Below are 6,948 nucleotides of genomic sequence, written 5' to 3'. Positions count from 1 at the left end.
CGCCAGACTCCGGCCGCGTCCACCGGCGCTTCCACGGCGGCGGCCTTCCGCGCGAGGTACGCCACTGCCACAGCGACGTTCAACACGGGGACGGCGCCGCCGGCCGCCCACGAGAGCGTCCGAGGCGACCACTCTGCGTCCTCGGTGCGCCACGCGTCGAACCCCAGCGAGGCCGCGAGCGTGACTGCAGTGACGACGGCCAGCGGCACTGCCGCCCACCGGGCCGCCGTCTGCGTGGCGAGGAACGCCAGGAACCCCGTGATAGCGCCCGCGAGCACGACGACCTCCGCGAGCGAATGCGTGTCCACACTCTCCTGAGTCGCCGTCGCGTGCAACCGCTCCGTGCCGTCGACGTCCACGCAGACCCGGTCGTCGCGGGACTCGAGCGCGACGCGCTTCCCCTCGAGCGCGCCCGGGTTCGCGGGCGATTCGCCGACGGCGTCGAGCAGTCGCACGAGCCGGCTGTCCGCCTGACCACCGCTGGGCCACGCTTCGAAGACGCGGACAGCGCCGTCGTTCGTGTCGTCGCTCCCGCGGCCCGTTTCTCCACCGTCCCCGCTTCTGCCCGCTGCGCCGGCAGTACCGGGTCTGGTGTCCGTCGCTCGGACAGTACCGCTTCGGCCACCCGTCACTTCGGCGGCGCTGTCGTCGCCCTCGCGTTCGATTTCGAGCACGAGCGCGCGGCTCGCGTCGATACTGACCGGATAGGACGCCGGCACGGCCTCTGCGTGGACTCGTATCACGCGCCGAATCTGGCCGGTGAGGTGCCGGTCCTCGTCCGTATCCCTGACCGCCATTCACGCGCTGTTTCGCGACCATCGCCAAAATGCTACTGGTCAGTGGAGCACCCGGTCACGCTCGGAGTCGTCCCGGAGAACAGACGCCGCGTCGCTCGCACAACCGGGGTTCAGTGGCGGGTTCGCCCTCAGAACATGCCGCCGAAGCCGCCGCCTCCGCCACCGCCGCCGCCCTGCTGCATCTTCTTCATCATGCGCTGCATGTCGCCGTCGCCCATCCCCTGGAACTGCTTCATCGTCTGGGCCATCATCTTGTGCTGGTCGAGCAGCTCCCGGATGGCGTCCTCGCTCTGCCCGGACCCCTTCGCGATGCGCCGCACCTGGGAGGCGCCGATGGAGCGCGGGTTCTCCAGTTCCGCCTCGGTCATCGAGTCCATGATGACCTCGAAGTTCCGCATGCGGTCCTGGGTGACGTCCATCGCGTCGTCGGGGAGCTGGTCCATGAGCCCGCCGCCCATCCCCGGAATCATGTCCATCACCTGGTCGAGGGGACCCATGTTGTCCATCGCCTTCATCTGCTTGCGCATGTCCTTCAGCGTGAACTCCCCCTTCATCAGGTCCTCGGGGTCCCAGTCGTCCTCGCCCTCCTGGGTTTCCTCCATCGCGCGCTCGACGCGCTCGGTGAGCTGCTTGAGGTCGCCCATGCCGAGCAGCCGCGAGATGAAGCTGTCCGGCTCGAAGCGCTCGATGTCCTGGACCGTCTCCCCGGAGCCGAGGAACGCGATGGTCGATCCCGTCTCGTCGACGGCGGTCAGCGCACCGCCACCTTTCGCCGTCCCGTCGAGTTTCGTGATGGCGACGCCGTCGATGCCGATGGAGTCGTCGAACTGGCGGGCCTGGTCTTTCGCGCCCTGGCCGATGGCGGCGTCGAGCACGAGCAGGCTGCGGTCCGGTTCGACGACCGATTCGATCTCCTCGATTTCGCTGATGAGGTCGTCCTCGAGCGCGTGGCGTCCCGCCGTGTCCACGATGTGGACGTCGGCGTCCGCGGTGGCTTCGAGGCCGTCGCGAGCGATCTGCACGGGGTCGTCGGCGTCGGGGTCGCCGTAGAACTCGACTTCCGCGCGGTCGGCCATCTGCTTGGCCTGGTCGTAGGCGCCCGGCCGGAACGTGTCCGTCTGGATGACTGCGGGCCGCAGCCCCTTCTTCGAAAACCACCACGCCATCTTCGCGGCCGTCGTGGTCTTCCCGGAGCCCTGCAGGCCGGCGAGCATGATGGTCTGGCTCTCCAGGGGGATCTCCGTGGAGTCACCGACCAGACCGACGAGTTCCTCGTAGACGATGCGGAGGACGTGGTCGCGGGCGGACGTCCCGCCCGGCGGCTCTTCCTCAAGCGAGCGTTCCTTGATGGAGTCCGAGAGGTCCATCACGAGGCTGACGTCGACGTCGGCTTGGAGCAGCGACCGCTGAATCTCCTTGACGATTTCGTCGACGTCCTCCTCGGAGATGCGGGACTTCCCGCGGAGTTTGTCAAGCGTTCCCCGCAGGGAACTCCCGAGGTCGTCAAGTACCATTGTTAGTGTCCGGTAGGCGACGGTCCCGTAAGAGCCTTTATCTGCGTGGTCGAGCGAAGCGAGCCCACGTCATCGTGAACGCGGAGTAAAGCGATGCGTGAGCCGCGTGGTCGACCGCTGAGAGACCACGTCACTGTGAGCGGCACCCGCTGGTCGCCGTCCGGTGAGCGGGCCGCGAAAACGACCGGCATGCTGAACCGCGTCGCCCCCGTACGTCGGCGCGTGCCCACGTACGCTACGAGAGCGCTGGTGTCCGTGCTGTGCGAGCTGGCGGCGGACGCGGACCCGAACTCGGTGTCGGTCCGCCTGGCCGCGACGCGCGCGGGCGACCTGGAACCGACGGACGGCCCGTTGACGGGGCTGGACGTCGAGACGCAGGTGCTCTCGGACTTCTACTTCCCGGACGCGGGCAATTCGCTGTCCGGCGTGTTCGGGATGGACCTGGCGGCGCCGACCGGCCAGACTGCCGGCCGGTTCACGTCCCACCCGCGGGGGGACAGCGAGGTGTCCGTGACGGACGACTTGCACGCGACGGTGCTCGTCGGCGTGCCGCCGTGGGAGGTCGAGTCCGTGCGGGCGTACGACCGCCAGGGGAGTCGTCGCGACCTGGTGCTGGTGGACGCGGAGACGCCGGAACCGGACACGCCGGTGTAGTAATCGACGAGTGCGCGGTCAGTCCGCGAGCAGGTCGTCGACGAGCGCGTCGGGGTCGAACGGCTGGATGTCGTCGTACCCCTGGCCGGTACCGAGGAAGAGAATCGGCTTTCCAGTGACGTGCGAGACGGAGATGGCGGCGCCGCCCTGGCTGTCGGCGTCCGCCATCGTGAGAATCGTGCCGTCGATGGCGGCGGCGTCGTCGAACTCGCTGGCGCGGTTCACGGCGTCCTGGCCCGCGACCGCTTCGTCCACGAAGATGGTGTAGTCGGGGTCGACGACGCGGTCGAGTTTCTCCAGTTGCTGCATCAGGTCGCTGGACGTGTGGAGGCGGCCGGCCGTGTCGCCGAGGACGACGTCGATGTCGTTGGCTTTCGCGTACTCCACGGCGTCGTAGACGACCGCGGTCGGGTCGCCGCCCTGCTCGTGGCTGATGAGCTTCATGTCCAGGTTGTCGGCGTGCTCCTGGAGCTGTTCGTTCGCGCCGGCGCGGTACGTGTCGCCGTTCGCCAGCACGACCGAGTACCCCTGGTCCTCGAGGCGCTTCCCGAGTTTCGCGATGGTGGTCGTCTTCCCGACGCCGTTGACGCCCGTGAACACGACCGTCACGGGTTTCTCGGTGTTCGCGATGGCGTCCTCGAAGTCGAAGCCGTCCACGTCGATGACCGAGAGGAGGGCGTCCCGGAGCGCGGACTCGACGAGCGACCCCGTGCTCTTCGTGAACTTCTTCTCCTCGCCGACGAGGTCCTCGCGGATCTGGTCGAGAATCGCTTCGGCGACGCTCATCTCCACGTCGCTCTCCAGGAGCGCGAACTCGAGTTCTCGGAGCGGGCCCTCGAGGTCGTCCTCCTCGATGATGACGCGGCCGCGCGCCAGCGACGACGCTTTGCTCATGAAGCCGCCGCTGGACTCCTCGTCAGGTTCGTCGTCCGCAGAATCGGGGTCCGCGCTCGCAGCCTCGGCATCCGCGACGTCGCCGGCCGCGGCGTCGGCACCGTCGCCGGCCGCCGCGCCGGCCTGTGCTTCCACGGGTTCGCCGTCCGCGACTGCTTCCGCTTCGGCGGCTGCCTGCTCGTCGTCCTCGATAGCTTCCGCGTTCTCCTCGGCGACTTCCTCGGCGTCCTCGCGGAAGTTCGAGAGTTTGTCCTTCAGACCGTCGAACATGCCCTTATTCGTCCTGTTGCTGCTGCTGGGCCTGCATCTGCTGTTGCATCATCTGCTGCTGGGCCTTCTGTGCCTGCTGCTCCAGCGCGGACTGCTCCTCCTGGAGCTCCGAGATCTCCGAGCGCACGTCCTCGATGCGGCCGTCGAGGGCCTCGCGCTTCTCGTCGAGGACGTCCTGGGCGTCGTCGGCGTCCTGCTCCGCGGCGTACCCGCCGCCGAGGCTGACAACGACCTCGTCCATGTCCTGCACTTCCGCGCGGACGTAGGCGTCGCCGCCGAGCGGGACCTGCACGGTCGAACCCGTCTCGAGGACGTCGAGGGCTTCCTGCGCCTCGTCGATCTCCGTCTGCTCTTCGCGGAGGGCCTCGACTTCCGCTTCGAGTTCTTCCATCTCCTCCTCGATGGCCTGAATTTCCTGTGACAACTGCTGCAGCTGCTGTTGACCGCCACCGCCTCCAAGACTCATACCCAAATTTCCGGGTGCGAGCGGGAAGTATCTTCCTACTCGGGAACTCGCGGACGGAGCCGAGACGCCCGCGCGCTACGGCGTCAGCGCTCGCTTCGCAGTCGCGTGCGAGAAACGAAGGCCCGCCTGCCGCGGGTCACAGGCGCCAGCGCGACACGGCGGCAGCTCGGGTGGCGGTCGCTCCGCAGCGACCGAGACGCGCCGCAGAATTTCGAGCGGCAGATCGAACTTAGTCGATGAAGCCGAGCGCGTCGTCGATGCGGCCCAGTTCCGGGCCGGTGGTGTCCTGGCCGACGACGTAGCCGTTGTCGTTGGCGACGAGCCCCGACCCGACGAGCGGCGCGCCGTAGTTCACGGTGCCGATGTCGGCGGGGACGCCGAGCGCGTCCTCGATGTCGTCGAGTTCGCTGTCCGTCGACTTCGGGTGGCAGAGCACGCCGTCGTTCGTCGCGACGGCGGCCGTCCCGACCGTGTTCACGCCCGCGAGTCGGCCGCGCGTCACGGGCACGTCGAGGGCGTCCTCGACGGCCTGCACGGCGTCCCGGGAGAGCTCCGAGTGGACGTACGCGCCGTTGTCGTTCGCGACGACGACGTTCCCCGCGGCGTTCACGCGCCCCGGGAGGTCGCCGATGGACACGCCCACCGCGTCCTGGATGCGGTCGCGTTCGCGCTGCCGGATGCGGCTGCTGACCAGCAGGCCGCTGGCGTTGCCGGCGACCAGCGAGCCAACGGTCGCCGACCCGCCGACGGTCGTGGGGACCGCCGGGACGTCGAGTTCGTCGGCGACCGAGTCGGTCAGGTCGTCGCCGAGGTCCGGCCGCACGAGGACGCAGTCGCTGGTCGCCCGAGCGAAGACGCCGACGTACGGTGACCCGAGGAAGGCAGCGCGTTGCAAGCTTTACTCTTCGTACTCGGCTTCGACGACGGTCTCGCCCTCTTCGACGAAGCGCGCTGCGTGCACGCGGATCTTCCGCGGCGGGTTCTTCTGGCCTCGCGACCAGACGGCCTCGTTGATGGAGGGGTCGAGACGGACTTCGTCCTCGTCGACCGCGAAGTGCTTCGCGAGGTGTTCGCGGATGATGGTCATCGCCTGGCCGGCCTGCTCGTGTTTCGGGACCTTCGTCACGTCGCGGAGCGGCACCGTCACGATGCGCTCCTCGAAGTCGCTTGCGCTCATTATTCGTCGGTGTCGTTACGCCGCCAGTTGCGGCGCTTCGGGTTGCGCTGGACGTCCCGGTTCGTCTTCATCATGACCCACGCCGGCACGCGACTGTTCTGTCGCTCCAGTTTCGCGAGCCGCTTTTTCTGCGCCTTCGATTTCTTACCCATAGTGTACGCCGGTACCACCGCCGTCGTTAAAACGTTGTTCTTCTCGGGCCACCGATATTCCGGGGTGAGCGGCTCCCTGCGGGGCAGGTCGCCCGGTGTGCGGGGTGCTACGGTCGCTGCTCGACGACGCCCGTCTCGCGGGCTTTCCGGGCGGCGCCCACCGTGAGCGCGTGGTAGGCGTCGGCGAGCGTCGCGTCGACCACGAGGTCGTCGAAGCCGCCGATGACCGCGACGTCCGAGACGAGGTCGGCAATCGAGTGCGTGACCGCTTCGGCTTCGGTCGGGCTGAGGTACGGCGTCGTGGCGTTGGTCACGGATTCGACGAGTTCCTCGTCGGTGTGGCCGCACGGGTCGACGTCGGCGGTGATGGTGGCGTCGCCGTACTGGACGTCGAACCGGACGCCGGCCCCGCGCTCCCGCGGACGGAGTTCGATCTCGCCGCCGTTCGCCGCGTACGTCACGGGCTCGCTCACGGTCTGTCGCGGCTGAGGGTCGCGCTCCACGACCTCGACCTCGCCGAGCGCGGTCGCCAGCGCCGGGTTCGGGAGGCCTGCGGGGTGCCCGACGACGTGCTCCGGCCCGAGGCCGGCGGCGTAACAGAAGCGGTGTTCGGGCCGCGCGAAGTCCCACTCGTCGCGGACGCCGACGACGTTTGCCGCCGTGATTCCGCGGAGGCCCAGCGGCCCGAGGACGTGTTCGACGACGAACGAGCGCGCGCCGTTCGCCAGGTCCACGCGCACGTCGGCCTTCTCGACGGCGTCCAGCGTCGCGGGCACGCCGTTGACCTCGATGCCCGGCGTCTCCGAGGGCGTGACGCGGACCTCTGTCCCCTCGACGGGTTCGGCGATGGTTCTCACGCCACCACCTCCGGGGCCGACAGCACCGCCGCGAGCAGGTCGCGGCACGACTCGAACTCGGCGCGCTCGAACGCGCCTGCGCCCGGTCGTCCTGTTCCGAACGCCACCTTCTCGCCGCCGGGAATCGCCGCGAACACGCCGGGGTCGGGGAGCCAGTCGTACTCGCA

8 protein-coding genes and 1 pseudogene are annotated in these 6,948 nt (G+C 68.8%); 1 reads left to right on the top strand and 8 read right to left on the bottom strand.

The annotated features are described in order from the left end of the window. Positions 1-797 (bottom strand): annotated as a pseudogene (locus tag GRX66_RS14855) (hypothetical protein); the annotation flags it as partial. Positions 798-925: 128 nt separating this feature from the next. Beyond that, on the bottom strand, positions 926-2,311 hold the full coding sequence (locus GRX66_RS14850; protein ID WP_159527254.1) for a signal recognition particle protein Srp54: 1,386 nt from the start codon (positions 2,309-2,311) through the stop codon (positions 926-928). Between the two features lie 222 nt (positions 2,312-2,533). Between GRX66_RS14850 and GRX66_RS14845 the strand changes: the two genes are divergently transcribed. Continuing rightward, on the top strand, positions 2,534-2,965 hold the full coding sequence (locus GRX66_RS14845; RefSeq protein WP_325064138.1) for a hypothetical protein: 432 nt from the start codon (positions 2,534-2,536) through the stop codon (positions 2,963-2,965). Between the two features lie 18 nt (positions 2,966-2,983). Here the strand turns inward: GRX66_RS14845 and ftsY are convergent, their stop codons facing one another. The 6 genes from ftsY to GRX66_RS14815 form a co-directional block, all read right to left on the bottom strand. After that, positions 2,984-4,129 (bottom strand): signal recognition particle-docking protein FtsY, encoded by a 1,146-nt coding sequence (gene ftsY, locus GRX66_RS14840; RefSeq protein WP_159527253.1) that lies wholly within the window; start codon positions 4,127-4,129, stop codon positions 2,984-2,986. A 4-nt stretch (positions 4,130-4,133) separates the two neighbouring features. After that, positions 4,134-4,595 (bottom strand): prefoldin subunit alpha, encoded by a 462-nt coding sequence (pfdA, locus tag GRX66_RS14835; protein WP_159527252.1) that lies wholly within the window; start codon positions 4,593-4,595, stop codon positions 4,134-4,136. Between the two features lie 229 nt (positions 4,596-4,824). After that, on the bottom strand, positions 4,825-5,490 hold the full coding sequence (locus tag GRX66_RS14830) for a translation initiation factor IF-6 (RefSeq protein ID WP_159527251.1): 666 nt from the start codon (positions 5,488-5,490) through the stop codon (positions 4,825-4,827). 3 nt (positions 5,491-5,493) lie between these two features. Further along, on the bottom strand, positions 5,494-5,772 hold the full coding sequence (locus tag GRX66_RS14825; RefSeq protein WP_159527250.1) for a 50S ribosomal protein L31e: 279 nt from the start codon (positions 5,770-5,772) through the stop codon (positions 5,494-5,496). Next, complete coding sequence (locus tag GRX66_RS14820) at positions 5,772-5,924, bottom strand: 50S ribosomal protein L39e (protein ID WP_059057931.1); 153 nt, start codon at positions 5,922-5,924, stop codon at positions 5,772-5,774. The genes GRX66_RS14825 and GRX66_RS14820 overlap by 1 nt, the downstream gene beginning before the upstream one ends. A gap of 107 nt (positions 5,925-6,031) precedes the next feature. Then, the gene (locus GRX66_RS14815; protein ID WP_159527249.1) at positions 6,032-6,781 is read right to left on the bottom strand and encodes a hypothetical protein; all 750 of its coding nucleotides are present in this window, start codon (positions 6,779-6,781) and stop codon (positions 6,032-6,034) included. Between the last annotated feature and the right edge of the window lie 167 nt (positions 6,782-6,948).

Origin of the sequence: Halobacterium bonnevillei (assembly GCF_009831555.1) — an archaeon.
GTDB lineage: Archaea > Halobacteriota > Halobacteria > Halobacteriales > Halobacteriaceae > Halobacterium > Halobacterium bonnevillei.
This window is presented reverse-complemented; position numbering and strand designations above follow the sequence as displayed.

What these genes read in the sequence shown, in the direction of transcription:
- GRX66_RS14820 (WP_059057931.1), bottom strand. Translation starts at nt 5,924, where the DNA reads ATGGGTAAGAAATCGAAGGCGCAGAAAAAGCGGCTCGCGAAACTGGAG.
- ftsY (WP_159527253.1), bottom strand. Translation starts at nt 4,129, where the DNA reads ATGTTCGACGGTCTGAAGGACAAACTCTCGAACTTCCGCGAGGACGCC.
- pfdA (WP_159527252.1), bottom strand. Translation starts at nt 4,595, where the DNA reads ATGAGTCTTGGAGGCGGTGGCGGTCAACAGCAGCTGCAGCAGTTGTCA.
- GRX66_RS14825 (WP_159527250.1), bottom strand. Translation starts at nt 5,772, where the DNA reads ATGAGCGCAAGCGACTTCGAGGAGCGCATCGTGACGGTGCCGCTCCGC.
- GRX66_RS14850 (WP_159527254.1), bottom strand. Translation starts at nt 2,311, where the DNA reads ATGGTACTTGACGACCTCGGGAGTTCCCTGCGGGGAACGCTTGACAAA.